The following is a 430-nucleotide window of genomic DNA, read 5'->3' as shown; positions in this document are numbered from 1 at the left end:
GCGGCGATGATCGCCGCCGTGCCGACGCTCATCGTCTATATCCTCGCCGGCCGCTACTTCGTGCGCGGTCTGATGGCGGGCGCTGTCAAAGGGTAATCCATGGCCTTCCTCGAAATCTCCGGTCTCAGAAAACGCTTCGGCGCCGTCGACATTCTCAAGGGGATCGACCTCGAACTCGAAAAGGGCGGCTTTCTCGTGCTGGTTGGCCCGTCCGGCTGCGGCAAGTCCACGCTGCTCAACACCATTGCCGGGCTGGAGACGATCACCTCAGGCGATATCAAGATCGACGGGCGCGACATCAGTGGTCTGCATCCCTCCAAGCGCGACATCGCCATGGTGTTCCAGTCCTATGCGCTCTATCCGAACATGACGGTGGCGGGCAACATCGCTTTTGGCATGGAGATCCGCGGCGTTCCCAAGGAGGAGCGTG

General features: G+C 61.4%; 1 protein-coding gene. It reads left to right on the top strand.

The annotated features are described in order from the left end of the window. Positions 1-99: 99 nt before the first annotated feature. Positions 100-430 (top strand): ATP-binding cassette domain-containing protein (locus tag GR198_RS36460; protein WP_164043460.1); only part of this gene is annotated, 331 nt, incomplete at its 3' end.

The organism is Rhizobium leguminosarum, assembly GCF_010668065.1.
In the GTDB taxonomy this organism is placed as follows: domain Bacteria; phylum Pseudomonadota; class Alphaproteobacteria; order Rhizobiales; family Rhizobiaceae; genus Rhizobium; species Rhizobium leguminosarum_S.
Note: the sequence above shows the minus strand (reverse complement) of the source record. Positions and strands in the feature narration are given on the sequence as shown.